The following is a 25,430-nucleotide window of genomic DNA, read 5'->3' as shown; positions in this document are numbered from 1 at the left end:
TTTATTTATTAGATTCTCTGTGGTAGATTTTATCGTCTAACCACTCTTGAACTGCTAAAGCATGTGGCTTAGGCAATTTTTCATAGAATTTTGATACCTCGATTTGTTCTTTGTTTTCAAAAACCTCTTCAAGACTATCATTGTAAGTAGCAAATTCTTCTAACTTTTCTGTCAATTCTTTTTTGATTTCAGAGTTGATTTGATTGGCTCTTTTAGCCATAATAGTAATCGCTTCATACACGTTACCAGTAGGTTGTTCAATAACAGTTTTGTTGTAAGTTATTGTGTTTACTGGAGCATTCGTCTTTTTTAAATCCATGACTTTATTTATTTAGTAAATTTTGTAAATCTTTTTCAATGCGAACCAACATCTCGTCCGCTTTTTGTTTGTATTGAGTATCTGGTTTGAACTTGATCAAATTAGCATAAGCAACTTTTGCCACATTCAACCGTTCTTCCATTTTAGATGGAATACTGTTAACTCCTAATTTGTATGCCGAATCTAATCGGTAATACAACGCCTCTTCTTTGTAGGAAGTTCCAGGAAAATCAGCAATAAAATTATCTAAAGCAATTAAAGCTGATTTATAATCGGATATTGTGTTGTATCCTTTGGCATTTTCAAAAACTTTCTTTTCTAGCTTTCCGTTAAGGGTTTTCGTAATTGTATTAGCTTCTGCAATAAATTCTGAATTAGGATAATTATCGATGAACAACTGTAATTTTTCAATTGCTTTTGTTGTATCCGTTTGATCTAGAGAATAAACTGGAGATAACATAGAATAACTTTTAGCCCCTAAAAAAGCAGCTTCAATCACTTTATCACTCTTTGGATAAGCCGACACAAAACTTTCAAATTGATAGCCAGCTAAATAATATTGTCTTGTTTTATAATACGATTGAGCATACATATAAAACAACTGCTCAGCATCAGGTCTACCTCTATACACACCAGCAATTTGCTCTATTAATCGCAATGATTGATTGAACTTACCTAATTCATACATCTTAGTAGCCATATCCAATTTTACCGTTGGATCTTCATTCTTAAGCGCCTTTTGATACTCGCTGCACGAACTAAATAAAACAATAACAATAAGAAAATAGAGTAAATTTTTCATTTATAAATTTTAATTACATCCCTTATAAAAGCCAACTTGCTACACAAGTAAAGGCAAAATAAGAGCACAAATTTAGGTATTAATTTAGCGAATACAAAATATATTTTTGGAGCACTAAAAATACCAATAAAAGACGACTTATTTTTTGCTCATTTGAACAAAAGAATGAATTCGACTAGCTAAATTTTGATCCACATGTACCAATGGTAATCGAACCGTATTTTCAGCAATACCCATGGATTCAAATACTTGCTTAATTCCGGCAGGATTGCCTTGCTCAAAAATCATATCTATAATTGGTGCTAACTCATATTGAATAGAAAAAGCCTGATCTACTTTTCTATTCAATCCCAAACGAATCATTTCAGAAAAAGTAGTCGGGAATCCTTGACCAATTACAGAAATAACTCCTGAACCACCAGCAAGAACTAAAGATAAAGCGGTCATATCATCCCCTGAAATTACTAGAAAATCTTTGGGTTTGTTTTTGATAATTTCAAAACATTGCACTAAATCACCGGTTGCTTCTTTAATGGCAACAATATTTTTAAATTCAGTCGCCAAACGAACCACTGTTGAAGGCAACATATTGCTAGAAGTTCTACCCGGAACGTTGTACAAAATTATTGGCAAAGGAGAAGCCTCTGCAATAGCTTTAAAATGTTGATAAATGCCTTCCTGTGTTGGTTTAACATAATAAGGAGAAACCGAAAGAATAGCAGTAAAATGAGACAAATCTCTGGTCTTTAATTCAGATACCACTTCCATAGTATTGTTACCACCTACTCCTAAAACTAAAGGCAATCGACCTTTGTTAGCTTCTACCACAGTGGCAATTACTACTTCTTTTTCTGTAGCAGATAATGTTGCATTCTCAGCTGTTGTTCCTAAAACAACAAGATACTCAATTCCACCATCAATTGAAAAATTAACTATTCTAGCTAAGGCTTCTTTATCAACAGTACAATCCTTTTTAAAAGGAGTTACCAGAGCAACACCTGTTCCTATTAATGATTCCATACTACTACTTGATTTTATTTAATATTTTTAAATATTTGATTAACTCATTAACAAACACCCTATACTCTTCAATTGCAGTAGTAATCATAAAATGATTAAAACGTTTATTAACTGATGAAAAACCTACTTTAAATTTTGCTTTAGAACTTTCGGTTACAAGCAATAAAGCTGACTTTTCCTGTTTGTAATAACTAATCAACATATCAAACTCTTGATTAACAAATTGAGTGACCACTGGGTCTTTAAAATTTCCGTTCCAATCAATGCTTTCCAATGAATACGAAGCAAAAGGATAGGGTATTTTAGGATTAATTGTTTCTCTATGAACTAAGATACTAATTGCATTTGCCTGAAAACCTTTAGCCATTAAATCTTCAATTAAAGCTGCCTTCTCTTTGAATGCTACTTCGTCTATTAGTATTCCAATAGACGTAATGGTTAAGCCACTAGAGAATGGAACAACTTCTCGCCATTTATTTTTTAGTGTATATTTTAGAAAATAATTCTTTAAATAATTTAAAAACATAGTACTTTTACCTTGTTACAAAACTAATTAATAAAGTGGCTTTAGAAATGGTAAAACTAAAAAAGTATAATCAATTTTTCAAACTTTTTGTTATAATTATAACAACATTAACAATTTACTCTTGCGGAAGTTCTCGCTTCCAATTGACCACAATTGAAGGAAAAAAAATACCAATTACCGCTTCTGCGGGTACTAATGAAACTATTGAAAAATTTGTACAACCTTACAGAGAAACTATCGATACAGATCTAAGTGCAGTATTGGCTTACAATCCAGTAACATTGGATAAAAACAATGGAAAATGGCAATCACCTCTTGGTAATTTAATGGCCGATGTAACGCTTAAAGCGGGAGATAAAATTTTTAAATCAAGAGAAAATAAATCTATCGCCATCTGTATTTTAAATAGTGGCGGGATTCGTTCTACACTTGCCAAAGGTAATGTAACTGCTCGAACTGCTTATGGAATTATGCCTTTTGAAAATAGTCTAGTGGTAATTGCTTTGAAAGGAGAACAGATTCAAGAATTGGTAGATTATTTTATCGCAACAAAAAAATCACACCCATTGTCTGGATTGACATTTACAATTGCTAAGGATAAATCAGCTAAAAACATCCTAGTACAAGGACAAGCTTTAGATAAAAATGCGATTTATTATGTGGCGACTAACGATTATTTAGCCAATGGAGGTGATAATATGAACTTTTTCAAAAAAGGAATTCAGCAATACGATTTAGATTATAAATTACGTAATATACTTATTGACTACTTTAAAGAAGTGGACACCATTCCGGTGATTAATGACATCCGAATTACAGAAGAATAAATTCCAAAAAACAGAAAAATGAAAAGAAGAGATTTTATAGAAAAGACAGCAGCAGGTTCTGCTTTTGTAGGTTTGGGATTGTCATTAAGCAGTTTTAAATCCGATGCCATTAAGAAGATTACTGTTTTGCATACAAACGATGTACACAGTCATATTGATTCATTCCCTTTGGACGATCCAAGGAATGCTGGAATGGGTGGAGTGAGCCGAAGAGCTGCATTAATTGAAAGCATCCGACAAGAAAATCCAAATGTCTTACTTTTAGATGCTGGTGATATTTTTCAAGGAACGCCTTACTTTAATTATTATGGCGGTGAATTGGAATTCAAATTAATGAGTATGATGAAATACGATGCATCAGCTATTGGAAATCACGATTTTGACAATGGTATTGAAGGCTTGCACGCACAAATGCCTCACGCTACTTTTGAATTCATTTCAGCCAATTACGATTTCAAAAACACAGTAATGGATGGTTTGGTTAAACCGTATAAAATTTTCATCAAAGACGGAATTAAAATTGGTGTGTTTGGATTAGGGATTGAATTTGAAGGTTTGGTAGATAAAAAGCTTTACAAAGAAACTGTTTACAATGACCCTGTCGAAATTAGCCAAGATATGGTTCGCATCTTGAAAAAAGAACAACAATGTGATTTGGTGATTTGTTTGTCACACCTGGGTTACAAATACAGTAAAGAAGACGCTGATAAAATCAGCGATTTGAAACTGGCTGCTTTAACCGAAGACATAGATTTAATTATTGGTGGTCACACCCATACTTTCTTGGACAAACCAACTATAGTCAAAAACAAAGCAGGAAAGGAGGTCTTAGTCAACCAAGTCGGTTGTTATGGAATAAACCTTGGTAGAATTGATTTTTACTTTGATAACAACAAACAGAACATCGCAAAAGGCAAATCGATTGTTGTATAAAAATTAGTTTACTAATTGTTGAAAATCTTCCTCTGAGATAATTGGAATATTAAGTTTGTTGGCTTTATCTAGTTTGGCTGGTCCCATATTGTCGCCTGCTACAACATAATCAGTTTTAGCTGAGATAGAACTTCCTACCTTTCCTCCATTATCTTCAATGGCTTGTTTCAATTCATCCCTTGAATACAGTGAAAAAACTCCCGAAACTACAAAGGTTTTACCTTCTAATTTATCGGTAGCATTTGGGTTTATTTTTTCTACGATTTCAAGCTGAATACCGTAGTTTTTTAATCTTTCAATGATAATCTGATTCTCTTGATTGTCAAAAAAGTCAATGACACTTTGAGCAATACGCTCTCCAATTTCGTCAACCAAAATTAAATCCATCAAACTAGCTTGACGTAAAGCGTCTATATTCTTATAATGTTTGGCTAATTTCTTCGCTACGGTTTCTCCCACATACCGAATGCCTAAAGCAAACAATACACGCTCAAAAGGAATAGTTTTAGAAAGTGCTACACCATTAACTAAATTCTCCGCTGATTTCTGTGCCATTCGTTCCAATGGCAAGATTTGTTCCACTTTAAGTTCGTATAAATCAGCATAATTATGAACCAGACCATTATTGAATAACAAAGCCACTGTTTCTCCACCAAGACCTTCAATATCCATTGCTTTTCTGGAAATAAAATGCTGAATTCGGCCAATAATTTGTGGAGGACAGCCATAAAAATTAGGACAATAATGATTGGCTTCACCCTCAATACGCACCAATTCAGCTTGACATTCTGGGCAATGTGTTATATACTGCGTTGGATCTGTAAACAATGGGCGTTGCGCTAAATCTACAGCGATAATTTTTGGAATTATCTCTCCGCCTTTTTCAACAAAAACGGTATCTCCCACTCGAATATCTAATTTTTCAATTTGGTCCGCATTGTGTAACGAAGCACGCTTCACAATAGTTCCTGCCAATTGCACAGGTTCCAAATTAGCGACAGGTGTTATTGCTCCTGTACGTCCTACTTGATAAGATATTGAATTCAAACGAGTAGCAACTTGCTCCGACTTAAATTTATAAGCTATAGCCCAACGAGGCGATTTCGCAGTATAGCCTAATTCTTCTTGGTGCTGAAATGAATTTACCTTTACCACTACGCCATCCGTTTCATAAGGTAAATTATGACGGTGCGTATCCCAATAGGCTATAAATTCAAACACTTCTTCTAAATTACTAGCCAACCTTGCTTCTTTAGGCGCTTTAAACCCCCAAGCTCTTGCCGACTCTAAACTTTCAAATTGAGAATTGAAAGGCAATTGATTGCCAATTAAATAATACAACAAGCAATCCAATGGACGCTTTGCCACTTCTTTGCTATCTTGTAATTTTAAACTTCCAGAAGCGGTATTTCTTGGATTGGAATAGGGTGTTTCACCTATTTCAATCAACTCTTGATTCATTTTTTCAAAACCGGCAAATGGCAAAATAATTTCACCGCGTATGTCAAACTTTGGAGGATAGTTCCCTTTTAGTTGTAACGGAACTGATTTAATGGTTTTGATATTATTCGTCACATCATCTCCCTGAAAACCATCTCCACGAGTGACAGCCCGATCTAGTTTTCCGTTTACATAGGTAATACTAATCGAAGCTCCGTCGTACTTCAACTCACACGTATATTCCAAAGGTACTTCTCCCAGTACTTTTTGAATTCGTTTTTCCCATTCGATTAGATCTCCTTTGGAATACGAATTATCCAAAGAATACATTCGATGTTCGTGAACAACCGTTTCGAAATTCTTAGTAATTGCTCCTCCAACACGTTGTGTAGGCGAACTTTCGTCGTAAAATTCAGGGTGTAGCGTTTCTAATTCTTGTAATTGGGCCAATTTCAAATCAAACTCATAATCCGAAATAGTTGGATTGTCCAACACATAGTAATTATGATTGTGTTGGTGTAATTCCTCTCGTAAGTTTTGAATTGTAATATGAATGTCCATAGAAAAAAGAATTGGCTATTTTAGTTTTGAAATAGTGTACTAAAATAGCCAATTTAATAGAAATACCAATACTATTGCGATTCAATAATAGAATTTATTTGTTGGTACAATTGTCCGTCGCTTAAAATAGCTCCTTGCTGAATTAAAGCAAAAATAGAAGTATTTCGTTCTTCGGTAAAGACTTTTTTACCGATTTTCATTTCGATAGTTTCGGTAAACATATTATCACTCAACCATTGCAAACCCTCTTTGGTTAAAAAATCTACTTCTGGAACCAATGATTTTAAAACAATTGAATTCACATAAGTGTCAAAACACTGAAAAAGAAAAATGTGATTTTTAGAAAAATGTTCTAAAAATTCAGCTCTAGTTAAAACCCCTTCCCAAATCAAATCAGAAAACACGTCCAGTTCTTGTTCAGCTACTTCAGGTTTGTTTTCTTTAATAGAATCCCATTCCGCTTTATCAATTGATTGGCTTGCCAAAAAATTAATAAATTCTGGATGCAATTCTTCAAACTGTTCTTTAGTTAATCTTGTGTATTTCATTTATAATAAAAATTAATTGCTTTTTTCTGAAATAAAAAAGCCCTCTAAAAGAGGGCTAATTTACTATATATTTTATTTATATTAGAAAATATATCGAATACCAAATTGTGCTTGCCATCTTGAAGCTAAACTAGAATCATAGTTAAATGTTCTTGTCTGTTGTCCATTGAAAGTATAAGTTGGAACTTTTGTAACAGCATCTACAGCAACACCAATTGGCTGAACGCTAGTTGGTAATTGAACTAATCCCCAATTTGAATTAATCATATTACCAAAGTTTAAGATGTCGATACTAAATTGAATAGTATTTGTTTTAGCAGAAGATGAAACTTTAAAATTATAATCTTGAATCAATTTCATATCCCATTTACCTCTCCAAGGAGATAATGCTCCATATCGTTCTGCATATTGACCTCTTCTAGAGTTCAAGTAATCATCTTGTTTGATAAAGTTATCATACGCTGCACCTTGTCCTGGTCCAGAAAAAGTCATAGAACTAATTTCAGTAGTTGTTGGAACATAAATTAAATCATTTCCAAAAGCACCATCATTATTAATATCTCCTCCATAAGTATAAGAGAAACGACCCCCTTGAGCATATTCAAAAAATGTAGAAACAGTAGTCGACCATTTATCATTTGTACCATAAGTCCATTTTTTAGAACCTACTCCAATAAATCGATGTGTATCACCATATTTAGAGTTAGACAAAACAGCATCATTAACATTTCCTAATGCAGGATTAAATACGAAAGCATCTCCAGTAATTTCTGCTTCAATTGAGTTAACATCTCTAGCTACTAAATAGTTATAAGCTAAGCTTGTATAAAAACCATTGTCAAATGTTTTTTGCACTTTTACAGAAGAATTAAAAGCACTTCCTTTATTGGTGTTAGTCATAACATAAGCATGAGAATCTGCTGGAAAACCAAAATCAGTCCAAACACCTTTATCAGATGCCCCATAAATTGCTCTTTGATCTACACCAGCTAATCTGCTTGTTGGAGTTTTCAATCCCCAATCTTGAACATGTACTCCATTTATGTCTTTGTTGTAAGACATGTCAACAGTTAAGATATAGTTATTTTCAAATTTGTGATCAAGACCTAAACTAGTTCTAAATACTTGAGGGAATTTAAAGTCATTGTCAACTACTTGGTAAAAGAAAGGATCAATTCCACTTACTTGGTTACCAATCCAAACGAAAGGTAGTCTACCAGTAAAAATACCAGAACCTCCTCTAATTTGAGTAGTTTTCAAACCTTTCACATCCCAGTTGAAGCCAATACGTGGTGACCACAAAATAGCATTTCCTGGTAATTTAGTTGAATCAAAATTTACAGTATTACCATTTTTTGGATCATAATAATTGATACCAGGTAAATAACCTTCTGAATTATCTGTATCGATAAATTTCTGAATCAAATCAGATGTATTAAAATACATCGGTTTATCAGCTCTTAATCCATATGTTAATTTAAAATTGTCATTAACACTCCATTCGTCTTGAACATAAAAAGCCAATTGACCTACAGTAGTTTCTGATAAATTCCAACCACCATCGGTTCCAGCAGCATTTTGGTTTCTTAAGTTAAAAGTGGATTGAGCATCTGCAAAAGCTTTTGCATAATAACCGTTGGTTAAGTTAGCTCTGAAACCATTCATATCAACACTTCCAAAAACATCAAATCCATATCCTTTTAAGTTGAAAGAATTTTGAAATTGAAACTTTTCAAATGAAAATCCAAGAGTGAATGTATGATCACCTTTAATAATGTTTAAATTATTAGTTAATTGAAACACTTTTTGATCTAATTTATTGTTGATTGAAAATGGCTCATGACCAGCAATAATATAAGGTGAACCGTCTTTAGTAATACTAATTACTGGCGCAGGAGATGAAAATGGATTTCTAAAATCATCAAAGTGAGAATATCCTGCTTGTAATTTATTAGTTACAGTTTCAGAAAACTTAGAATTCAATTCGATTAAAACAGAATTCAATTCATTGTTTATTTGATATCCAGAATTAGCAAACTGCATTGTATTAAAATCAGGACCTCTTCTTCTAATTGCAGTTGGGTGAGCTGGTTTATCTTTAGATGCATCTAGAAAATTATAAATGAAAGCAAATTTATGATTGTCATTAATATTCCAATCCAATTTGATAATTCCTTTATTCGATTTTGAATAATGGGTAAAACCTTGATAAGCTCCAGTATTATATCCTAATTTTCCAAGTTCAGATGATACGAAATTTAAATCTGAAGCTAAAACTCTTGATTCATTTACACCTGCAATTCCATCACCGTCATTTGCAACTACATTTGAACCAGCATCATTTCTATCATCAACCTCAAAATTGGCGAAGAAAAATAATTTGTCTTTTACTAATGGACCTCCAATACTAAAACCTGCTTGAGTTTGTTCTAAGTTTGGAACTACAATTTTTTCTCCATTAACTTTATTTCCAGTCATAGCATCGTTTCTGAAGAAACCATATGTAGTACCGTGAAATTCATTTGTACCTGATTTTGTAACAGCATTAACAGAAGCACCTGTAAATCCAGACAAGGTAACATCAAAAGGTGCTGTTGCAACCTGAATTTGGTCAATTGCATCCAAAGAAATTGGCTGTGCTCCAGTTTGTCCACCAGGTGTAGCAGCATCTAATCCAAATGGGTTATTGAAAATAGAACCGTTTAATGAATAATTATTAAACTTATTGTTTCTACCTCCAAAAGAACCCCCGCTTGCAGATGGCTCTAAACGAGTAAAATCATCAGCTGAACGTGAAATTGTTGGCAAAGTAATTAACTCTCTTCTACCAATAGTGGTTTCAGCTCCAGTACGGTTACTTGAAAAAACTTTGTTTTTAGCTACAACTTTCACTTCATTTAATTGCTGACTTTCGTCTTCTAAAACAAAATCTAAATTAGAAGCTTTACCTAGTTCCAAATAAACATCGCTTATTTTTTGACTTTGGCTACCAACAAAACTAACTGTAACTACATAAGGTCCACCGACTCTCATGTTTAATAAATTAAATCTACCGTCTCCATTGGAAATAGCGGTATATTTAGTTCCTGAAGGAGTGTGAATTGCTAAAACAGAAGCTGCAGGAAGCGCCTCCAATTTTCCATTTTTCACAACACCTTTAATGCTTGAAGTCGTAGTTTGACCAACAATTTGTTGCAAGCCAAGTACGAAAAACAATAAAATAATGATTTTTTTCATTTGAAATGGTTTAGGGTTTTTTAAAAGGTTGCGCAAAATTAGACAAAAAAAAATCACCCCAAAGGGTGATTTTAAAAAATTATTAACAAAAAATATTAAATAAACGAAAATTATGCTTTTTCAGCAACAATTTCGTAATCTAATTCTACGATAACATCTCTGTGTAAACGAACAGAAGCAGTATATTTTCCTGTACGTTTAACAATTCCGCTAGTAACGAATTTTCTATCAATTACTTGACCAGCTTTAGCTAACGCTTCAACAATGTCAATGTTAGTAATAGATCCGAATAATTTTTCGCCACCTGCTTTTGCAGTAATTTTAATTTCGATAGCTTTTAAAGTTTCAGCTAATGCTTTTGCATCTGCTACTACTTTAGCTTCTTTGTGCGCTCTTTGTTTCAAGTTTTCAGCTAATACTTTCTTTGCAGAAGGTGTAGCTAATTGTGCGAAACCTTGTGGGATTAAATAATTACGACCGTAACCGTTTTTTACAGTAACTACGTCATCTTTAAAACCTAAATTTTGAACGTCTTGTTTTAGAATCAATTCCATGTTGTTGTCCTTGTTATAGAAGTTAGGTTCTCTTGGAGGAGAAACCAACAACTGAGTTTAAATTATTTTAATAAATCGGCCACGTATGGCATTAAAGCTAAGTGACGTGCTCTTTTCACAGCAACAGATACTTTTCTTTGGTATTTCAATGAAGTTCCTGTTAAACGACGAGGAAGAATTTTTCCTTGTTCATTTACAAATTTCAATAAGAAATCAGCATCTTTATAATCAATATATTTGATACCTGATTTTTTGAAACGACAGTACTTTTTAGTTTTGTTAGTTTCTATGTTTAAAGGAGTAAGATATCTGATATCTCCGTCTTTTTTTCCTGAAGCAGATTGTTGTAATGTAGCCATGATAATTACGCTTTTTGAGATTTAAGTTTAGTTCTTCTTCTTTCAGCCCAAGAAATAGCGTGTTTGTCCATACTTACAGTAAGAAAACGCATTACTCTCTCGTCACGTCTAAATTCAGTTTCAAAAGCTATTAGTACTTCACCAGCAACTTTGAATTCGAATAAATGGTAAAAACCACTTTTCTTGTTTTGAATTTCGTAAGCCATTTTTTTAAGACCCCAGTCTTCTTTCGATACCATTTCAGCTCCACGACTAGTAAGAAATTCTTCAAATTTGCTTACTGTTTCCTTTACCTGAACATCAGATAAAACGGGATTTAAAATGAAAACAGTTTCATAATGATTCATAAATAATGTATTTATTTGTTAAATTGGGTGCAAAAATAGTCATTATTTTCAAATATCCAAACACTTATTAACAAGACTCGTTATTTTTAAGCAGCTCATTCCCTATTATAGCTATTTTTGTAGTTATTTATCACTATATTTATGATAAATCAACACTTAATCAGATGAAGTTAAATTGTTTAGTAATCGAAGATAGCGCTGTTCAACGAATGATTGTGGTAAAATTAGTCAACAATAACCCACAATTGCTCTTAGTAGGAGATTTTTCAAATGCGATTGAAGCTCGGAATTGTTTGAACATTCATAGTATTGATTTGATATTCTTGGATATTGAAATGCCGGTCATTAATGGTTTTTCCTTTTTAGAAGGTTTGAAAACTAAACCTCAGATTATATTTGTTACCGCCAAAGCAGAACACGCCTTGCGTGCTTTTGATTATGCACCAACAGATTATATCAAAAAACCTGTGACTTTAAACCGATTTGAAATAGCCGTTCATCGTGCACTGCATTTGCATCAATTGGAACACGAAACAAAAGAAGAAACAGGCGAACACATTTACATTAAAAGTAATCTCAAAAAAATCAAAATATTCACTTCCAAAATAAAATGGATTGAAGCCTTTGGTGATTATGTAAAAGTAGTCACTGACGAAAGTAGTAATCTTGTTTTATCCACAATGAAATCCTTTGAAACCAATTTAAATCCAACCCAATTTGTTCGTGTTCACAAATCCTTCATTATCAATACTGACAAAATTGAGCGCTACAATAGTAAGTTTGCAGAAATTGGAACTTCAAAAATTCCATTGAGTCGCAACAAAAAAGATGCTTTGGTAAAAGTATTAGCTAAAGCCTAATTAATAATAATCAACGTTAACAGCTACTTTAATAGATCGGTATTGAGGAACCGCTTCAAAACTCATTAACATTTTTTGAATTGTTTTTTTGGTGCTTCCAATAGGCACGGTTTGCGGAATCTTTATCAATATCGTTCGAATGTACTCGTTTCGGATTCGGCTAATTGGCGGTTCTTCTGGACCTAAGACTGGCATAGTCAAATTCTGACTCATTACTTGATACAACCACATAGAACCCTCTTTGACTTTGTCAAAATCACGATGCTTTAACGTTAGCCTTATTATTCTAAAATAAGGTGGGTATTTATAAATTTGTCGGTCATACAATTGTTCTTTGTACATCCCAACATAATCATTTCGAGTCACTTGTTGAATCGTATTTTGCTCTGGATTATAAGTCTGAATAACTACTTTTCCTTGCTTTTCTGAACGACCTGCTCTACCAGCCACTTGAGTCATCATTTGGAAACTTCTTTCAAAAGCCCTAAAGTCTGGATGATACAACATAGTATCGGCATTCATAATTCCAACTAAACTCACATTATTAAAATCCAATCCTTTAGCTAACATTTGGGTACCAACCAAAATCTGAATTTCTTGATTCTTAAAACTATCAATGATTTTTTCAAAACCAAACTTTCCACGAGTGGTATCTTGATCCATTCGCCCAGTTTTAGCATCGGGAAAAATGGCTTGTAATTCTTGTTCAATTTGTTCCGTACCAAAACCTTTTGTAGCCAAATCAATACTCGAACAACTATGACATTGCGTAGGCTTTGCCATAGCATAACCACAATAATGACAACGCAACTGGTTTTTATGTTGGTGATAGGTCAAACTCACATCACATTGCTGGCATTGCGGAACATTTCCACAAGTTAAACACTCAATTATTGGCGAATAGCCTCTCCTATTTTGAAACAAAATAACTTGTTCTCCTAAAGACAAAGCCGCAGTTATTGCTTCGATCAAAGTAGTGCTAAAATGCCCCGTCATTTTCTTGCGGAAATAACTATCTTTCAAATCAACCAATTCAATTTCAGGCAACTGCACATTACCATAACGCTCTGTTATTTCGACTAAACCGTACTTATTGGATTGAGCATTAAAATAGGATTCAATACTTGGTGTCGCCGAACCTAGAAGTACTTTGGCTTTATGGTAGTTTGCTAAAACAATAGCTGCATCACGAGCGTGATATCGTGGGGCAGGATCTACTTGTTTGAATGTTTGTTCGTGTTCTTCGTCAACAACAATTAAACTTAAATTAGAAAAAGGTAAAAACAAAGCTGACCTTGCTCCTATTACTATTTGCGCTTTTGGAGATTGTTCCAAAACTTGTTTCCACAATTCAACACGTTCATTAGTACTATATTTGGAATGATACACGCCAACTTTGTCACCAAAGTAAGTTCGCAAACGTCCTACCAATTGAGTTGTTAGAGCAATTTCTGGCAACAAATACAACACCTGTTTTCCAGATGCTAATTGTTCTTCAATAAGCTTGATATAAATTTCTGTCTTTCCGCTTGAAGTAAGTCCGTGCAATAAACATACTTCTTGAGTTGTAAAACTAGTTTGGATTTGATGAAATGCTTCTTGTTGAGCAACACTTAACTCCAAAGTGTTTTCTTGAGGATTTCCAATAAAATTAACTCGGTCTTCTTGAATAAAATAGTCTTCGAAAATTTGCTTTTCGATCAATGCTTTCAGAATGGCAGAACTTGAATTAGCGGTTTCAACTAATTGTTTGACTGATATGGGTTGTTTATCCTTGGCGCTTAATTGAAAATACGCTAGGACAATTTCTCTTTGTTTAGTAGCGCTTTTCAAGCTTTCCAATAAATCACCTAAACCTGAATTCAAGTCATATTTTGAATGCAATCGGACGTAACGCACCAATTTTGGCTTATACAATTCTTGAACTTCTTCGTGTAGAACCAAAACTTGTTTATTAATCAATTTCTGGATTACTGGAAATACATTTTTTTTATTTAGTATGGCGATAATATCTTGAATTCGAAGTGAACTTTGATGTTGTAAAGCCTGATATACCAAAAATTCATCATCTGTAAGCTCAGCCTCTTCAATAGTTACCGATTGTTTTTGAGAAATTATTGTTTCGCTTTCTAACAACAATGCACTGGGCATAGCACCGCGATAGACATCTCCAATAGCGCACATATAGTAGCTTGCAATCCATTGCCAATGCGTAATTTGAAATTGAGTTACAATTGGTTTTTCGTCTAGAATTTGATCAATTTCTTTGGCTTCATATAGAGTTGGCTCATTTTGATGCTTATCAATAATCAATGCCGTGTACATTTTACTTTTGCCAAAAGGCACTACTACCCTCATTCCATTTTTCACAAAATGAAATTCGGCTTCTGTAACCCTATACGTAAAGGTTTTAGCCAATGAAAGCGGTAAAATTACTTCGACAAAAAACATCTAATGATTGGAATTAATTAACTCGATGCCAATATTGCGTTCTTCCTAATAAAGAAAAACCAATATAACCGCGAATCTTTAGTTTGTCTTTGGATTCCAAAGAAAGTGCACATTTGTATAGTTTACCGTTTTTTGGATCTAGAATTTCGCCTGAATTGTATTCGGAGCCGTCTTTAGATAATCCTTTGATAATGGTAAGACCAAGGATAGATTTGTTTTTATCTTCACCTGAACATTTTTTGCATACACTATTTTTATGTTCTAGATCTAAAATCTCGACCACTTTAGCATAAATTTTTCCTGATTTTGAATACACTTCTACGATAGATTTTGCTTCACCAGTCTCATCATCAATCGTTTTCCATTTTCCAATAACCGATTGAGAATGCATTGATACAGTTGCTAAAACACAAATAAGTAATGTAATAAATTGTTTCATTTTAATTCATTTAAAGAATTTTGTTTTTTAAGTTTTAGTATCGTGGCATTCAATTCAAAGCCTAACAATAAAATCATACAGTTAATCCAAATATAAAACATCAAAATTAACAAGGTTCCAATAGAACCGTACAATTCATTGTATTGTGAAAAAGAAACCACCCATATTCCGAAAAAAAAGGAAGAAATAATAATTAAAATCGTTGTAAATACAGAACCTATACTTATAAATTTAGGTTTATGAAATTGTTTGGTTCCAAAGCGCAACAAAATAGAACTTGTAATTAAAATCATCAGTATTACAAATGCATAACGTCCTAATTCAATTAATGGAATTCGGTCGGTTAGAACATCTTGTATAATAGTTTGCTGAATGATTACCTCAAAAATTACTACTGCAGCAACGGTTACTAAAAGTAAAACCGATAAAAGCATTGAAATCCCTAAAGCTACAAGATATTGATTGAGAAAACCTCTTTTGATATGCACATGTTTTGAAGATTCAAATCCTCCCAAAATACCTAAGATACCGTTAGCCATCAAAAAAATAGAAAGTAAAAAACCGTAGGACAATAAACTAGATTGACTATTATTCAAAATATCACTAATTATTTTATAAATAGCGTCATAGGTATTGGGTGGAACACCATCTTTGACAAATTCTAAAAAATCAGCTTGAAACCCTTCAATTGGAATATAAGGAATCAAATTCAGTATAAATAAAGCAAAAGGAAACAAAGCCATAAAAAAACTAAACGCTACTGCACTGGCATGATAAGTAAGACCACCTTCGACAATACCTGAAATATACAATTCTATTAAATCGTACAAAGACAAACCTTCTAACCAAGGTAATTTTATGCGTTGTAAAACTTGCACTACAGTGCGAAGAACAGGAATTTTTAAAAGCTTGTTTTCTATTGCTGATGCCATATTACAATGCTTTTAAACTCAAATCCATATTGAAAACTGAATGTGTTAAGGCTCCCGATGAAATATAGTTAACACCACACTCAGCATACTGACGAATGGTCGTCTCGTTAATATTACCTGACGATTCTGTCTGGCATTGGTTACCAATTAAAGTAACTGCTTTGCGAGTATCTTCGAAATTAAAATTATCTATTAAGATACGATGAACTCCATCACTCTTCAAAATTTCTTTGATTTCTTCCAGATCACGCGCTTCCACAATAATCTTTAAATCCAGATTATTTGCTTTCAAAAAATCTTTTGTTTTGGCAATAGCCAAAGTAATTCCGCCCGCAAAATCAATATGATTGTCTTTCAACATAATCATATCGTACAAAGCAAAACGATGATTCTCGCCACCGCCAATTTTTACAGCCCATTTCTCTGGAGCACGAAAGCCTGGAGTAGTTTTTCTAGTGTCTAGAATCTTTGTTGAAGTGCCATCCAACAATTGAACATACTGATTCGTTTTAGTTGCTATAGCCGACATCCGTTGCATTGAATTCAATACTACACGTTCTGCTTTCAATATGGATTGCGAACTTCCCGAAACATGAAAAACGACATCTCCTTTCTTTACTTTAGCACCATCTTCAATAAAAGTGTCTATTTGCAAATCGGCATCAACATAATCAAAAATCATTTTAGCAAAAGCCACTCCGGCAATAATGCCATCTTCTTTCACCAATAGTTGTGCTTTTCCTGAAGCAGAATCAGGAATACAAGCTAACGAACTATAATCGCCAGGGCCTACATCTTCACGTATAGCATTGGCAATTACTATTTCTAATTCTTTTTTGAATTGGGATTCGCTTATCATTTCCAAATAATTTTAAGAATGGCTAAAGTAGCATATATTTTGTGTAAAAAAAAGGAGAAAAAGTATTTATCAAAGCAGCCAAAGACTAAAATAGTAAACAATAGAGAATCACTATAAAAATAAAATCTTATTTTTGAAATTCATACCAATCAGAATACAAATGAAAAATTATATTGGACTACTACTACTTGCAGGATTGGCATTAAACTCCTGTAAAAACGAGCAAGAGACAAAAGAAAGCACCCCAACTGCTGTAATTCCTTTTACTGAAGTTGGCAATCAAATGCGTAATGAAGCAGCTGCAAAAGGGGCTTCACCATCTAACACCACTGCAACTAATGCACCAATCGTAGCAACAGCTAAAGGAATGAATCCGCCGCATGGACAAGCTGGACATCGTTGTGATATTCCTGTTGGAGCGCCTTTAAATTCCCCAGCTGCTCCTGCACAACCCAATTCAAAAGTCACAACAACACCGCAGATGAAAGTTACACCAACTACTACATCGACTACAGCAACTGCTACACCAACTCCTGCTACACCCACTCCAGAAGGTATGAATCCGCCCCATGGACAAGAAGGTCATCGATGCGATATTGCTGTAGGTGCTGCTTTACCAAAAGAATAATCTAATGAGTTTATTTACTTTTCAACTTATCTAAAAATGAATATCAAACTCATTGCCATTGGAAAAACTGACAACAAAGCATTACAAACACTTATAGACGATTACACCAAACGCTTGTCATTCTATATCAAGTTTGAGGTGGATATTATTCCCGATATCAAAAATGTAAAAAACTTGTCCGAAAACCAGCAAAAAGAAAAAGAAGGCGAATTAATTTTGGCTAAAATTACACCTACCGACCAACTGATTTTATTAGATGAAAATGGCAAGAATTTTTCAAGCGTTGGTTTCTCAGAAGAATTACAAAAGAAAATGAATTCCGGAATAAAAACTCTAGTATTTGTAATTGGTGGACCTTACGGATTTTCGGATGCGGTTTATGCCAAATCGCAAGGGAAAGTATCGCTTTCACTTATGACATTTTCACATCAAATGGTGCGCTTATTTTTTATCGAACAATTGTATCGCGGATTTACGATTTTGAAAAACGAACCCTATCATCATCAATAATATTCGATTTACGACGTGTGATATACGATTTACAATATACGTTTTTCAAAAATTACACATTCCCCTCTTGAGAGGGGCTGGGGGTGTGTTTTTGATTTACGAAGTGGGATTTAGGACCACGCATTAATAAACGAATTCTTCTTTTGAAACGTTGGATAAATTTAATTTTTGAATTACTATTTTATACTGAAGATACTTTTCAAAACTTAAATTTTTATCAAATTTCAAACTAGTATTAGCTTTTGTTTTCTTCAATGTTTCAAGCGAAAAACCATTCTTTGAAATAAATACAAGCTCTCCTCCCTTTGGACTTGTCAATTGGTAATTGACTTTAGTAAAAGGCAAAAAAGCTAAATTCTTGCGAATACTATCTGAATACGAAAAATAATTTTCAGAGGTTTCGGATTTATGTGCACTTCCCTCCTTTTTGGCTTGTAACTTGATTATTTCAGGAATAACCAAACGTAATGGCAAACGTTTATCAATATGAAAAATCCAATTGGTTGAACTAATAGCATTTTTCCTATTCACTTCTACTAAAGTATCTTTCCCATTGGTTTTAAAAAACAAATAAACAGGAGAATAATCTTGAACGTCTTTAACACTAGTTATATTTGACTGGGGCAACGAAACCGATTCTTTTTTTCCACAAGAAAACAGAACCAACAACAAAAATACACATACATTTTTCATGAGTTCATCGCATTAAATAAAGTGACACATTCTACGGCTTCTTTTACATCATGCACTCGGAGAATTGAAGCTCCTTTAACCAATGAAATAGTATTTAAAGCGGTGGTTCCGTTAAGGGATTCAGATGCATTTGTGTTCAAGACTTTATATATCATTGATTTTCTAGAAACTCCAGCTAAAATTGGCAATTCTAATTGTTGCAATAACTCCATTTTTTGAAGTACTTCATAATTCTGTTCTAGCGTTTTGGCAAAGCCAAATCCAGGATCTACAATCAAATCATGAATACCTAAACTTCGAGCAGCGGCGATTCGTTCGGAGAAATACAATAGCATTTCTTTAATTAAATCTTCATATTCGGTTAGGGTTTGCATAGTTTGAGGAGTACCACGCATGTGCATCATAATGTAGGGCACTTTATATTTTGCAACAACGCCTAACATAAGATCGTCTAATTTTCCTGCTGAAATATCATTGATTAATGCCGCACCTTTTAGAATACAAGCCTCGGCAACTTCAGATCGGAAAGTATCAATTGATATCAAAATGTTCGGAAATTGTTGAACGAGCAATTCAACAATAGGAACTATTCTGGCGATTTCTTCTTCTACTGATACAAATTCAGCATTCGGTTTGCTAGAATAGGCGCCAATATCAATAAAAGTAGCCCCTTCAGACAGCATTTTTTGAACCTGTGCTACTATTTCGTCAGCATATTTATACTTCCCACCATCAAAAAAAGAATTCGGAGTTACATTCAAAATTCCCATTACTTTAGGCTTTGATAAATCGATGAGCAGTCCTTTGCAATTAATCGTCATTTCATTCTGGTTTTAAAGAGCTTGTTTTTCTTCTTTCAGAAAAATTATTCTTATTTTTGAAAAATTTTGAATACAAATATACATCAATAATGAAGAATACTTCACAAGAATATGATGCCGTTATTGCGGTATGTCGCTCTTTATTCAACAATAAAATGAAAGATTACGGAAGTGCTTGGCGCATATTACGTTTGCCATCACTAACCGACCAAATATTTATTAAAGCACAACGCATCCGAAGTTTACAAGAAAACGAGGTTCGTAAAGTAAACGAAGATGAATCAGGCGAATTTATTGGCATCATCAACTACTCGATTATGGCTTTAATTCAATTGGAATTAGGAATTGCTGATCAGCCCGATTTGGATGTTGCTAGAGCTACTGAATTATACGACGCCAAAATCAAGGAAACCAAAGAATTAATGGAAAATAAAAACCATGATTATGGCGAGGCTTGGCGCGATATGCGAGTAAGTTCTTTGACGGATTTAATTCTGCAAAAATTACTTCGCGTAAAGCAAATTGAAGACAACAAAGGAAAAACATTAGTTTCTGAAGGCATAGATGCCAATTACCAAGACATGATTAATTATGCTGTTTTTGCATTGATTTTAATGAAATAAATTAAATTATATCTCAAATACTAAACTATGATCAATCTTAAAAATATCCTTACCCAGTTTTCAAGAATTTTTGTTGGGATTCTATTTATTATTTCAGGTTTAATCAAACTGAACGACCCTGTAGGTTTTTCTTATAAGTTAGCCGAATATTTTGGTGAGCCTGTATTTAACCTACCTTTTCTTGTTCCATTCTCACTAGCATTAGCGCTATTTATAGTCATCCTTGAAGTGGTTTTAGGAGTTATGCTTTTGTTAGGATACCAATCGAAACTAACGGTTTGGTTATTATTATTGCTAATCATCAAGTTTACTTTCTTGACATTTTACTCTGCTTATTTTAATGTGGTCAAAGATTGTGGTTGTTTTGGAGATGCTTTGCATTTAACCCCATGGGAATCCTTTACAAAAGATGTTGTTTTGTTGTTCTTTATTTTGATTTTGTTTGTCAATGTAAAATTGGTTCAGCCTTTATTTACGGCTAAAATCCAACATTCATTGGTAGGAATCAGTTTGGTTTTATGTGGAATCATGGGATATTGGGTTTTAAATCATCTACCAATTATTGATTTTAGACCTTTCAAAGTGGGTAATAATATCCAAAAAGGAATGGAAATTCCAGAGGGAGCGCCGCAATCAGTAGTTGAAATGGTATTTATTTATAAAGTAAATGGAGTGGATACTGAATTTACCGAAAAGGATTTGATGAATATTCCAGCCGGAGCAACTTTTGTGGATCGAAAAGACAAAATACTAGTAGAAGGTTACGTACCTCCTATCCATGATTTTACAATGGAAAAAGATGGTTTTGATCAAAAAGAAAGATTATTGCACCATTATAAATTACTCGTTTTTGTTGCTTACGATTTGGCAATTGCAAATAAAGATGGAATGCTCCTTTTGAAAAACGTACAAAAAGAAGCCGAAGCTAAAGGATATAAAGTTATTGGGATGACAGGTTCAACTCAAGAACAAATTGAAAAAACAAAAAAAGAGTTCGGATTTACATTTGACTTCTATTTTTGCGATGCGATTGCTTTAAAAACAATTGAAAGAGCCAATCCAAGTATTGTCATTTTAGAAAAAGGTACTGTAAAGCAAAAAGTACATTATAATGACATTGAGGATTTAAAATTATAACTGGTTAATAGTTGACAAGTAGAGAAGTTATTAACTATAACGATGGTAAATCAGCTTAACGTTTGAATTCTACCATTTTTAATTTGACTTTACCTTAAATTTGATAAATATTTACGCATTATGAAAAAATTATTCGCTTTAGTAATTGCTTTCGCTACATTCTCTTGTACTAGCAATGCACAGAAAACATCATTTTCAGAAACCGCTTTATCTGAAACGCTTATGACTACCAATGGAGGTCAAATAGCATTTAAAGACATACTTAAAAATCACAAAGGGAAAACAACCGTTATTGAGGTATGGGCTTCTTGGTGTGGCGATTGTGTAAAAGCAATGCCTAAAGTAAAAGAATTACAGGCCAATCATCCAGAAGTAGCTTTTACTTTTATTTCAATGGACAAAACAGCGGATAAATGGCTGGTAGGAATAGAAAAACACGAATTGAAAGGTGACCATTACATGGCCAACGATCAAATGAAAGGTGTTTTTGGACAAGCCATTGATTTAGATTGGATTCCAAGATACATTATCATTGACAAAACGGGAAAAATAGTATTGTACAGAGCTATTGAAAAAGATTTTGATCTTATCAATGAAACGCTAAACAAGTTAAAATAAAAAAACACAATAAAATTAATAACACTATAATGAGAAAAAAGATTGTTGCAGGAAACTGGAAAATGCATAAAAATGCTGAGCAAACAGAAGATTTATTGAATGATTTAATTGCAAAAGTACCAACTGATTGTGATGCACAAGTTATCGTTGCTCCTACTTTTGTAAACTTAGCATCTGCTGTTGATCATTTAGAATTCACTAATATTGATGTTGCTGCACAAAACGTTCACCAAGCAGAAAGCGGTGCTTTCACTGGAGAAATCTCAGCTGATATGTTGAAAAGCGTTGGTGTAAACACAGTAATCCTTGGACACTCTGAGCGTAGAGCAATTTTCAATGAAACAGATGCTTTGATAGCTAGTAAAGTAGATACAGCATTAGCTCACGAAATGACCGTAATTTTCTGTTTTGGTGAAGAATTAAAAGACCGTCAATCCAACAATCATTTCAATGTGGTAGAAAATCAATTGAAAGATGGTTTGTTCCATATTAAAGCAGCTAGTTGGGAAAATGTAGTATTAGCTTACGAACCCGTTTGGGCTATTGGTACAGGAGAAACTGCTTCTCCAGAACAAGCACAAGAAATGCACGAATTCATTAGAGAAACAGTACGTAAATCTTTTGGTAGTGATGTAGCTGAAGACGTTTCAATTCTTTATGGAGGAAGTGTAAAGCCTGAAAATGCAAAAGAAATTTTCTCTAAACCAGATGTCGACGGAGGTCTTATTGGTGGAGCTGCTTTAAAAGCAGATGATTTCGTAGCTATTATCAACGCGATCTAAATTTTAGAATTCGAAAATACAGAAAGAGGTTTGTTCAATCAAACCTCTTTTTTTTGTTTTGATAGGTCACAATAAATAAAGAGAAACTGTACCTTTGCAAAAAAATAAAACATGTCAAATAGTTATATCGGATACCATTTTACTATTGAACCAAAAGAACTAGGTTCAGAAATTCTAATTGCCGAATTAGGAGAAAAAGCATTTGAAAGTTTCACTGAAACTGAAACAGGCATTGATGCTTTTGTGCAAAAAGACTTATGGGACGAAACTATTCTTGATGATGTTTACATTCTTCAATCAGAGGAGTTCAAAATCGACTATACCTTTGAGGAAATTGAACAAGTCAATTGGAATGAAGAGTGGGAGAAAAATTTTGAACCTATTGAAGTGGATGGAAAATGCCATGTTCGCGCTCCTTTCCACCCAAAAACAGACGCTGAGTTTGATATTGTTATTGAACCAAAAATGAGTTTTGGAACAGGACATCACGAAACTACTCACATGATGATTCAGCATTTGCTAGAAATGGATATGAAAGGCTTAAAAACCTTAGACATGGGATGTGGAACTGCAATCTTAGCTATTTTAGCTGAAATGAAAGGCGCTCAACCGATTGATGCTATTGACATTGACAATTGGTGTTATTTAAATTCAATTGAAAATGCCGAACGTAACCATTGCCAACACATTAGTGTTTATGAAGGTGACGCTGCTTTACTAAAAGACAAAAAATACGACTTGATCATAGCTAATATCAACCGTAATATCTTATTAAACGATATGCAATCGTATGTCGATTGTTTGAATCCTGGGGGAACTATTTTGTTTAGTGGTTTCTACGAAGAAGACATTCCGTTTATTGATGATTCATGTACCGAAAAAGGCTTAACTTTTGTCAAAAAATTCCAAAGAAACAATTGGGTTTCGTTAAAATATGTAAATTAGTATTGTAATTACCAAAGTACAAAAACCTACCCTCAAATGAGTACTAAAGAAAAAGTAAGAGAACGAGTTCGTACCCAAGAAACGACACCTGCCAATAATGAAATTGTAGTGTACAATGACGATGTCAATACTTTTGATCACGTAATTGAAACCTTGGTACGCGTATGTGATCATACTCCAGAACAAGCCGAACAATGTTCGCTAATTATTCATTACAACGGTAAATGTACAGTCAAGACAGATATCTATGATAAACTAAAGCCACAATGCATTCAATTATTGGCAGCAGGGCTTAGTGCCGAAATCATCTAAGCTTATATTTTTTTTCCTTTATTAAAAAAACAAGCGGTTTTATTTTATATTTGATAAAATAATTGACTTGTATGAAAGAATATGCTGCTATTTTAGTTTACGCAATGCCGATATTTTTGGTATTGATTATCATTGAAAAATTGTATGGATATTACAAAGGAGAAGATACAGCTCCCTTAATGGATTCCGTATCAAGCATTAGTTCCGGTATGGTAAATTCATTAAAAGATGTATTGGGATTAAGCATTACTTTACTATCTTATGAATGGATGTCAATTCATTTAGCATTATTCCAACAAGAGGTTTCAATTGTTTCTATATTAATTGCGTTTATTGTAATTGATTTTTATGGCTATTGGTCGCACCGTTTATCGCATCAAATCAATTTCTTATGGAACAAACACGCTATTCACCACAGCAGTGAAGAGTTTAATCTATCTTGTGCTTTACGCCAAAGCATTTCAAGTTTTGTCAATCTTTTTACTTTCCTTTTATTACCAGCAGCTATCGTAGGAGTTCCTGCCAAAGTGATTGCTATTACTTTGCCTATTCATTTGTTTTTACAGTTTTGGTACCATACCAAACACATTAAGAAAATGGGGATTTTAGAAAAAATAATTGTGACACCATCACACCATCGTGTTCATCATGCCATAAATCCAGAATACATGGATAAAAATCACGGACAGATTTTCATTTTTTGGGATAAACTATTCGGAACATTCCAAGAAGAGTTAGACGATGTACCAGCTGTTTTTGGAATCACAAGACCCGCTCAAACTTGGAACCCATTCCGTATTAACTTTCAACATCTTTGGTTATTAATTTCGGATGCTTGGCGCGCTGAGAATTGGAAAGACAAACTGACTATTTGGTTTCAACCAACTGGTTGGCGTCCGGCTAATTTTGAAGAAAAATATCCGGTAATTAAAATCACTAATGTATATCAATTTACAAAATACGGTTCGCAACATTCAAAGCTATTAATGTATTGGTCTTTATTTCAACTATTTCTAACCTTAGGATTAGTGAGTATTCTATATCTTTCAATTGCTAATCTAAGCTTAGAAAATATTTTTATCTATGCTTTTTTCATCTTTATCAGTGTGTATAGTTATACCGAATTAATGGATACAAATAAATATGCCATGCTATGGGAAACCATTCGTTTTACTTATGGTATAGGTGTAGTTGTTGCGTTAGGAGATTGGTTTCAAATTGATCAACTCATTCCATACGGAACCTATTTAGTAATGGCATTCATTAGTCTTTCCTTTTTTGGAACTTTGTATTTTGTAAGTACCGATTTCAAGTCAGAAAAATTAGCGATAGCATAACTATTTGAAA

At 33.5% G+C, this 25,430-nt stretch carries 28 protein-coding genes; 12 read left to right on the top strand and 16 right to left on the bottom strand.

Annotated features, from left to right (window positions below; all coding sequences use genetic code 11):
• Position 1 precedes the first annotated feature (1 nt).
• The 4 genes from LPC23_RS07545 to LPC23_RS07530 all read right to left on the bottom strand — a co-directional run bounded on the left by LPC23_RS07545 (position 2) and on the right by LPC23_RS07530 (position 2,667).
• Complete coding sequence (locus tag LPC23_RS07545) at positions 2-319, bottom strand: DNA-directed RNA polymerase subunit omega (RefSeq protein ID WP_229324260.1); 318 nt, start codon at positions 317-319, stop codon at positions 2-4.
• A gap of 4 nt (positions 320-323) precedes the next feature.
• Entirely contained in the window at positions 324-1,121 is a 798-nt protein-coding gene (locus tag LPC23_RS07540) for an outer membrane protein assembly factor BamD (protein WP_229329266.1), read from the bottom strand.
• Positions 1,122-1,259: 138 nt separating this feature from the next.
• Positions 1,260-2,141, bottom strand: a complete 882-nt coding sequence (gene dapA / locus LPC23_RS07535) for a 4-hydroxy-tetrahydrodipicolinate synthase (protein WP_229329264.1) — start codon at positions 2,139-2,141, stop codon at positions 1,260-1,262.
• 4 nt (positions 2,142-2,145) lie between these two features.
• Positions 2,146-2,667 (bottom strand): DUF6913 domain-containing protein, encoded by a 522-nt coding sequence (locus LPC23_RS07530; RefSeq protein WP_229329262.1) that lies wholly within the window; start codon positions 2,665-2,667, stop codon positions 2,146-2,148.
• A 47-nt stretch (positions 2,668-2,714) separates the two neighbouring features.
• On the opposite strand from LPC23_RS07530, the gene LPC23_RS07525 reads away from it, so the two are divergent.
• Positions 2,715-3,494, top strand: a complete 780-nt coding sequence (locus LPC23_RS07525; protein WP_229329259.1) for a 5'-nucleotidase C-terminal domain-containing protein — start codon at positions 2,715-2,717, stop codon at positions 3,492-3,494.
• An 18-nt stretch (positions 3,495-3,512) separates the two neighbouring features.
• Positions 3,513-4,427, top strand: coding sequence for a bifunctional metallophosphatase/5'-nucleotidase (locus LPC23_RS07520; RefSeq protein ID WP_229324250.1), 915 nt, complete (start codon positions 3,513-3,515; stop codon positions 4,425-4,427).
• Positions 4,428-4,430: 3 nt separating this feature from the next.
• Here LPC23_RS07520 and ligA read toward each other — a convergent pair whose 3' ends face one another.
• From ligA to rpsF, 6 genes are all read right to left on the bottom strand, one after another.
• On the bottom strand, positions 4,431-6,428 hold the full coding sequence (ligA, locus tag LPC23_RS07515; protein WP_229329257.1) for an NAD-dependent DNA ligase LigA: 1,998 nt from the start codon (positions 6,426-6,428) through the stop codon (positions 4,431-4,433).
• 71 nt (positions 6,429-6,499) lie between these two features.
• Complete coding sequence (locus tag LPC23_RS07510) at positions 6,500-6,976, bottom strand: DUF6495 family protein (RefSeq protein ID WP_229324247.1); 477 nt, start codon at positions 6,974-6,976, stop codon at positions 6,500-6,502.
• Between the two features lie 81 nt (positions 6,977-7,057).
• A complete protein-coding gene (locus tag LPC23_RS07505) occupies positions 7,058-10,213 on the bottom strand; it encodes a TonB-dependent receptor (protein WP_229329255.1) in 3,156 nt (1,051 codons plus the stop codon).
• Positions 10,214-10,323: 110 nt separating this feature from the next.
• Positions 10,324-10,767 (bottom strand): 50S ribosomal protein L9, encoded by a 444-nt coding sequence (gene rplI / locus LPC23_RS07500; RefSeq protein ID WP_229324243.1) that lies wholly within the window; start codon positions 10,765-10,767, stop codon positions 10,324-10,326.
• A 62-nt stretch (positions 10,768-10,829) separates the two neighbouring features.
• Complete coding sequence (rpsR, locus tag LPC23_RS07495; protein ID WP_007138295.1) at positions 10,830-11,126, bottom strand: 30S ribosomal protein S18; 297 nt, start codon at positions 11,124-11,126, stop codon at positions 10,830-10,832.
• 5 nt (positions 11,127-11,131) lie between these two features.
• Positions 11,132-11,473 (bottom strand): 30S ribosomal protein S6, encoded by a 342-nt coding sequence (gene rpsF, locus LPC23_RS07490; RefSeq protein WP_229324241.1) that lies wholly within the window; start codon positions 11,471-11,473, stop codon positions 11,132-11,134.
• A 164-nt stretch (positions 11,474-11,637) separates the two neighbouring features.
• Here rpsF and LPC23_RS07485 point away from each other — a divergent pair, with 164 nt between their 5' ends.
• On the top strand, positions 11,638-12,333 hold the full coding sequence (locus tag LPC23_RS07485; protein WP_229329254.1) for a LytR/AlgR family response regulator transcription factor: 696 nt from the start codon (positions 11,638-11,640) through the stop codon (positions 12,331-12,333).
• On the opposite strand, the gene priA is transcribed toward LPC23_RS07485, so the two are convergent.
• From priA to nadC, 4 genes are read right to left on the bottom strand one after another with little or no spacing between them, the layout of a single operon-like run.
• Positions 12,334-14,784 carry a replication restart helicase PriA gene (priA, locus tag LPC23_RS07480; RefSeq protein ID WP_229329251.1) on the bottom strand — a complete coding sequence of 817 codons (2,451 nt, stop codon included), beginning with the start codon at positions 14,782-14,784 and terminating at the stop codon, positions 12,334-12,336.
• 13 nt (positions 14,785-14,797) lie between these two features.
• On the bottom strand, positions 14,798-15,223 hold the full coding sequence (locus tag LPC23_RS07475) for a DUF2147 domain-containing protein (RefSeq protein ID WP_229329249.1): 426 nt from the start codon (positions 15,221-15,223) through the stop codon (positions 14,798-14,800).
• Positions 15,220-16,155: a YihY/virulence factor BrkB family protein gene (locus LPC23_RS07470; RefSeq protein WP_229329247.1), complete on the bottom strand. Its 936-nt coding sequence runs from the start codon at positions 16,153-16,155 to the stop codon at positions 15,220-15,222. Before LPC23_RS07470 ends, LPC23_RS07475 begins: the two co-directional genes overlap by 4 nt.
• A gap of 1 nt (position 16,156) precedes the next feature.
• Positions 16,157-17,014: a carboxylating nicotinate-nucleotide diphosphorylase gene (gene nadC, locus LPC23_RS07465; protein ID WP_229329245.1), complete on the bottom strand. Its 858-nt coding sequence runs from the start codon at positions 17,012-17,014 to the stop codon at positions 16,157-16,159.
• A gap of 160 nt (positions 17,015-17,174) precedes the next feature.
• Here nadC and LPC23_RS07460 point away from each other — a divergent pair, with 160 nt between their 5' ends.
• Together LPC23_RS07460 and rlmH are read left to right on the top strand one after the other, a co-directional pair.
• On the top strand, positions 17,175-17,642 hold the full coding sequence (locus LPC23_RS07460) for a hypothetical protein (protein WP_229329243.1): 468 nt from the start codon (positions 17,175-17,177) through the stop codon (positions 17,640-17,642).
• Positions 17,643-17,678: 36 nt separating this feature from the next.
• Positions 17,679-18,152 carry a 23S rRNA (pseudouridine(1915)-N(3))-methyltransferase RlmH gene (rlmH, locus tag LPC23_RS07455; protein ID WP_229329242.1) on the top strand — a complete coding sequence of 158 codons (474 nt, stop codon included), beginning with the start codon at positions 17,679-17,681 and terminating at the stop codon, positions 18,150-18,152.
• 123 nt (positions 18,153-18,275) lie between these two features.
• Here the strand turns inward: rlmH and LPC23_RS07450 are convergent, their stop codons facing one another.
• Together LPC23_RS07450 and folP are read right to left on the bottom strand one after the other, a co-directional pair.
• Entirely contained in the window at positions 18,276-18,845 is a 570-nt protein-coding gene (locus LPC23_RS07450; RefSeq protein WP_229329241.1) for a hypothetical protein, read from the bottom strand.
• Positions 18,842-19,666 (bottom strand): dihydropteroate synthase, encoded by an 825-nt coding sequence (folP, locus tag LPC23_RS07445; protein ID WP_229329240.1) that lies wholly within the window; start codon positions 19,664-19,666, stop codon positions 18,842-18,844. Before folP ends, LPC23_RS07450 begins: the two co-directional genes overlap by 4 nt.
• A gap of 89 nt (positions 19,667-19,755) precedes the next feature.
• Here folP and LPC23_RS07440 point away from each other — a divergent pair, with 89 nt between their 5' ends.
• The 7 genes from LPC23_RS07440 (at position 19,756) to LPC23_RS07410 (ending at position 25,420) form a co-directional block, all read left to right on the top strand.
• Positions 19,756-20,289, top strand: a complete 534-nt coding sequence (locus LPC23_RS07440; protein ID WP_229324219.1) for a DUF1599 domain-containing protein — start codon at positions 19,756-19,758, stop codon at positions 20,287-20,289.
• 27 nt (positions 20,290-20,316) lie between these two features.
• Complete coding sequence (locus LPC23_RS07435; protein ID WP_229329239.1) at positions 20,317-21,426, top strand: BT_3928 family protein; 1,110 nt, start codon at positions 20,317-20,319, stop codon at positions 21,424-21,426.
• A gap of 120 nt (positions 21,427-21,546) precedes the next feature.
• Positions 21,547-22,044 carry a TlpA family protein disulfide reductase gene (locus LPC23_RS07430; RefSeq protein ID WP_229329238.1) on the top strand — a complete coding sequence of 166 codons (498 nt, stop codon included), beginning with the start codon at positions 21,547-21,549 and terminating at the stop codon, positions 22,042-22,044.
• A gap of 29 nt (positions 22,045-22,073) precedes the next feature.
• Positions 22,074-22,826 carry a triose-phosphate isomerase gene (gene tpiA / locus LPC23_RS07425; RefSeq protein WP_229329237.1) on the top strand — a complete coding sequence of 251 codons (753 nt, stop codon included), beginning with the start codon at positions 22,074-22,076 and terminating at the stop codon, positions 22,824-22,826.
• Positions 22,827-22,937: 111 nt separating this feature from the next.
• Complete coding sequence (gene prmA / locus LPC23_RS07420; protein ID WP_229329236.1) at positions 22,938-23,771, top strand: 50S ribosomal protein L11 methyltransferase; 834 nt, start codon at positions 22,938-22,940, stop codon at positions 23,769-23,771.
• Between the two features lie 36 nt (positions 23,772-23,807).
• Positions 23,808-24,083 carry an ATP-dependent Clp protease adaptor ClpS gene (locus tag LPC23_RS07415; protein WP_229329234.1) on the top strand — a complete coding sequence of 92 codons (276 nt, stop codon included), beginning with the start codon at positions 23,808-23,810 and terminating at the stop codon, positions 24,081-24,083.
• A 71-nt stretch (positions 24,084-24,154) separates the two neighbouring features.
• Positions 24,155-25,420 carry a sterol desaturase family protein gene (locus LPC23_RS07410; RefSeq protein ID WP_229329232.1) on the top strand — a complete coding sequence of 422 codons (1,266 nt, stop codon included), beginning with the start codon at positions 24,155-24,157 and terminating at the stop codon, positions 25,418-25,420.
• Positions 25,421-25,430: the final 10 nt, after the last annotated feature.

The sequence above is a fragment of the Flavobacterium ammonificans genome, assembly GCF_020885975.1.
Taxonomy (GTDB): domain Bacteria; phylum Bacteroidota; class Bacteroidia; order Flavobacteriales; family Flavobacteriaceae; genus Flavobacterium; species Flavobacterium ammonificans.
This window is presented reverse-complemented; position numbering and strand designations above follow the sequence as displayed.

Excerpts from the sequence above, each read along its gene's own strand:
- priA (WP_229329251.1), bottom strand. The coding sequence starts at position 14,784 with ATGTTTTTTGTCGAAGTAATTTTACCGCTTTCATTGGCTAAAACCTTT.
- LPC23_RS07450 (WP_229329241.1), bottom strand. The coding sequence starts at position 18,845 with ATGAAAAATGTATGTGTATTTTTGTTGTTGGTTCTGTTTTCTTGTGGA.
- LPC23_RS07545 (WP_229324260.1), bottom strand. The coding sequence starts at position 319 with ATGGATTTAAAAAAGACGAATGCTCCAGTAAACACAATAACTTACAAC.
- LPC23_RS07510 (WP_229324247.1), bottom strand. The coding sequence starts at position 6,976 with ATGAAATACACAAGATTAACTAAAGAACAGTTTGAAGAATTGCATCCA.
- rlmH (WP_229329242.1), top strand. The coding sequence starts at position 17,679 with ATGAATATCAAACTCATTGCCATTGGAAAAACTGACAACAAAGCATTA.
- LPC23_RS07410 (WP_229329232.1), top strand. The coding sequence starts at position 24,155 with ATGAAAGAATATGCTGCTATTTTAGTTTACGCAATGCCGATATTTTTG.
- LPC23_RS07435 (WP_229329239.1), top strand. The coding sequence starts at position 20,317 with ATGATCAATCTTAAAAATATCCTTACCCAGTTTTCAAGAATTTTTGTT.
- ligA (WP_229329257.1), bottom strand. The coding sequence starts at position 6,428 with ATGGACATTCATATTACAATTCAAAACTTACGAGAGGAATTACACCAA.
- LPC23_RS07470 (WP_229329247.1), bottom strand. The coding sequence starts at position 16,155 with ATGGCATCAGCAATAGAAAACAAGCTTTTAAAAATTCCTGTTCTTCGC.
- LPC23_RS07440 (WP_229324219.1), top strand. The coding sequence starts at position 19,756 with ATGAAGAATACTTCACAAGAATATGATGCCGTTATTGCGGTATGTCGC.
- folP (WP_229329240.1), bottom strand. The coding sequence starts at position 19,666 with ATGACGATTAATTGCAAAGGACTGCTCATCGATTTATCAAAGCCTAAA.
- rplI (WP_229324243.1), bottom strand. The coding sequence starts at position 10,767 with ATGGAATTGATTCTAAAACAAGACGTTCAAAATTTAGGTTTTAAAGAT.
- LPC23_RS07430 (WP_229329238.1), top strand. The coding sequence starts at position 21,547 with ATGAAAAAATTATTCGCTTTAGTAATTGCTTTCGCTACATTCTCTTGT.
- LPC23_RS07475 (WP_229329249.1), bottom strand. The coding sequence starts at position 15,223 with ATGAAACAATTTATTACATTACTTATTTGTGTTTTAGCAACTGTATCA.
- LPC23_RS07460 (WP_229329243.1), top strand. The coding sequence starts at position 17,175 with ATGAAAAATTATATTGGACTACTACTACTTGCAGGATTGGCATTAAAC.
- LPC23_RS07505 (WP_229329255.1), bottom strand. The coding sequence starts at position 10,213 with ATGAAAAAAATCATTATTTTATTGTTTTTCGTACTTGGCTTGCAACAA.
- dapA (WP_229329264.1), bottom strand. The coding sequence starts at position 2,141 with ATGGAATCATTAATAGGAACAGGTGTTGCTCTGGTAACTCCTTTTAAA.
- prmA (WP_229329236.1), top strand. The coding sequence starts at position 22,938 with ATGTCAAATAGTTATATCGGATACCATTTTACTATTGAACCAAAAGAA.
- LPC23_RS07530 (WP_229329262.1), bottom strand. The coding sequence starts at position 2,667 with ATGTTTTTAAATTATTTAAAGAATTATTTTCTAAAATATACACTAAAA.
- rpsR (WP_007138295.1), bottom strand. The coding sequence starts at position 11,126 with ATGGCTACATTACAACAATCTGCTTCAGGAAAAAAAGACGGAGATATC.
- LPC23_RS07485 (WP_229329254.1), top strand. The coding sequence starts at position 11,638 with ATGAAGTTAAATTGTTTAGTAATCGAAGATAGCGCTGTTCAACGAATG.
- nadC (WP_229329245.1), bottom strand. The coding sequence starts at position 17,014 with ATGATAAGCGAATCCCAATTCAAAAAAGAATTAGAAATAGTAATTGCC.
- LPC23_RS07415 (WP_229329234.1), top strand. The coding sequence starts at position 23,808 with ATGAGTACTAAAGAAAAAGTAAGAGAACGAGTTCGTACCCAAGAAACG.
- LPC23_RS07540 (WP_229329266.1), bottom strand. The coding sequence starts at position 1,121 with ATGAAAAATTTACTCTATTTTCTTATTGTTATTGTTTTATTTAGTTCG.
- LPC23_RS07525 (WP_229329259.1), top strand. The coding sequence starts at position 2,715 with ATGGTAAAACTAAAAAAGTATAATCAATTTTTCAAACTTTTTGTTATA.
- rpsF (WP_229324241.1), bottom strand. The coding sequence starts at position 11,473 with ATGAATCATTATGAAACTGTTTTCATTTTAAATCCCGTTTTATCTGAT.
- tpiA (WP_229329237.1), top strand. The coding sequence starts at position 22,074 with ATGAGAAAAAAGATTGTTGCAGGAAACTGGAAAATGCATAAAAATGCT.
- LPC23_RS07520 (WP_229324250.1), top strand. The coding sequence starts at position 3,513 with ATGAAAAGAAGAGATTTTATAGAAAAGACAGCAGCAGGTTCTGCTTTT.